This is a genomic window from Streptomyces sp. NPDC047453, from assembly GCF_040643155.1.
Taxonomy (GTDB): Bacteria; Actinomycetota; Actinomycetes; order Streptomycetales; family Streptomycetaceae; genus Streptomyces.
On sequence record NZ_JBEYTS010000167.1, the window covers coordinates 1 to 2,501 of the forward strand.

Annotated in this window: 1 protein-coding gene; it reads right to left on the reverse strand. The window is 69.3% G+C overall.

Translation table 11 applies throughout. The annotated features are described in order from the left end of the window. Window positions 1–26: 26 nt before the first annotated feature. The gene (locus tag ABZ818_RS42685) at window positions 27–2,189 is read right to left on the reverse strand and encodes a recombinase family protein (protein ID WP_361427699.1); all 2,163 of its coding nucleotides are present in this window, start codon (window positions 2,187–2,189) and stop codon (window positions 27–29) included. Between the last annotated feature and the right edge of the window lie 312 nt (window positions 2,190–2,501).

Sequence of the window (2,501 nt, forward strand, 5' to 3'; positions counted from 1 at the left end):
GTCGAGATCTGTCAAGCACAGTGCACTCATGGAGTCTGTTGCTCTGTTGTCTCGGCGGTCTCGGTCCAGATGCGGCGGCTGTACCAGCCAGGCGGACGGGTGCGGCGTTCGCGGAGTTCGGCGAGGTCTTGCTGGTCGGCGTGGGCGATGAGGCGGTGGGGCCAGCAGCTCTCCCGGCGGGTGGTGATCCAGCCGCGGTTGATCCAGGCATAGAGAGTGGAGGTGGTCATGTCCAGCTCGGCGGCCAGGTGCTTGAGCCACCATTCGTCCGGGCCGGGTTCCTCGCCGGGTGGTGCGGGGCGGTGCCGGTGGACACGGCCTGCGGGGCAGGCGAGGCGGCGCATGAGGTCGCGGACGGTGGCTGCGGAGATCCGCTTGCCGCCCTTCGCGGGTCGGAAGCCCTCGGCTTCCAGGCGGTGGGCGATCCCGGTGGCTCCGATGCCCTGGCCTGCGAGTTCGCGGATCCGATCGGTCAGTTGTGGGTAGTAGCTGAGCTGTTCCAGTCGCTGGACCGGGCGGATGACCTCTCCCGCTGTAGTGGTCCCGCCGGCCCAGACGATCGTGACCTTCACCCGCTCGCTGGTGCCGAGCACGGTGACGACGACCTTGTCGACGACCGCGCGGATGATCTCCTTGCGGTCCGCTGTCGTGGTGCTGTGCGCACGCCACAAACCCTCGATGTCGCCGGCCAGAGCCGTGATGGTCTGCCGCTCGGCCGGGGTGAGGATGTGCGGACTGCTGCGGGTGAAGCGGTCGTAGTCCTCGCGGAGCCGCTGCTGGGCGGCGAGTGCGTCCTCCCACTCCTTCTCCAAGTGGCGCACGACCAGGCGGTTCTCCGGTTCGGCGAGGTGGTGGCTGCGGCGGGCCCGGTCGGCGTCCTGCGCGGCGCGTTCCAACCGTTGCGACCACAGTCGTTCCAGCTCGGCTCGCTCAGCCAGGACCTGGTCAGCGGCGCGCAGGGACACCTCGACGGCGGCGGGCGTCAGTGCCGCGAGGACCTGTTGCTCGACGAAGGCGTCCACGCAGGCGGAGTTGAGCAGCTGGCAGCTCTTCTGGGCGCCGTAGTTGGTCACGTCCCGGGCGCACACGTACTCGGGCAGGGCCTTGCTGTGCTGGGTGTGGTAGCGCACGGTCATGCGCCGATTGCAGCGTCCGCAGTGCACCAGCCCGGCCGTGAGTGCGGGGCCGCCTCGTACCGCGCCCATGGCTTCGGCGCGGGCGCGGTTGGCCGCCAGTCTCGCCTCGTTCGCCTCGAACTGGGCGACGGTGATGTAGGCGGGCAGGAGATTCGGGATCATTACATGCCATCCGTCCCGGGAGCGGACGACCCGTCCGGTGCTCGGTCGGGCCGGGTCCTGGCGGCGCGGGTCGACCCGGCGCCGCCCGTAGGCGTAGATGCCGGCATAGGCGGGATTGTGCAGCAGGGTCTGGAGCGTCATCCGGTTCGGCCTTCGCCATTCCAGGGTGCCCTTGTCCGGCCCCTCCCGCAGCCGGATGCCCAACTGGATGTCATGGTCGACGAGATAGCGCAGCACACCGTGCAAAGTGCCGAGCCGCTCGAACTGCGCGAAGATCAGACGGATCACGGTCTGCACCTGCTCGTCCGGGTCCAGGACGACCTCCCCCGACGGGCGGCGGACGTAACCGCTGGGCAGAGGAAAGGCCAGCTCGCCGCGGCGGGCCTTGTTCAGGCGCCCGCTCCACATCCGTTGCTTGATCAGGTGAAGTTCGGCCTCGCTCATCGTGCCCTTGAGCCCCAGCAGCAGCCTGTCGTTGTACTCGGCCGGGTCGTAAACCCCATCGGTGTCCGCCAGTACCGCACCCGACAGGGCGCACAGCTCGATCAGCTGGTACCAGTCCTTGCCGGAGCGGGCCAGACGGGACATCTCGATCCCCAGCACGAGACCGACGTGGTCCAGCCCGATCTCGGTGACCAGCCGCTGGAAGCCGGTGCGGGCGACCGCACTCGACCCCGACTTGCCCAGGTCCTCGTCGATCACCAGGACCCGATCCGCCTGCCAGCCGAGCGCGACCGCCCGGTCCACCAGTGCGTACTGCAACCGGGTCGACTCCTGATGGTCGACGAGCTGCTGGCGGGTGGACTGGCGGATATAGATCACCGCGAGTCGCTGCAGGTGACGGTCGTCGACCTTGCTGCCGGGCCGCTCCCACGGCATCACCGAGGTCATCGCCGGCCCCGCTCACTCGCCGTCGCGGCGGCCGACAACGCGCGGCTCGCCAGCCGCACCAACTGCCTGACCACCGCCTGCCGGTTCACCTCCGGCAGCGCTGCCCACACCCGCCCGTCCGGCACCGCCGGAATCGTCCTCTGGGGCCGACGTCACTGTCGTCGCGCATGACGACCTGTTCCCCTCGTCGCTCAGCCGACCCCGCAACCGTCGGGCCACAGCAGCCAACCGCTGCAGGCCCTCACGGCCGATTATCGCTGCCCGCTCACCGCCTTGACTATCCATAAGCGCAGTGTGGTTGGCCGATGGAGC

What these genes read in the sequence shown, in the direction of transcription:
- ABZ818_RS42685 (WP_361427699.1), bottom strand. Translation starts at nt 2,189, where the DNA reads ATGACCTCGGTGATGCCGTGGGAGCGGCCCGGCAGCAAGGTCGACGAC.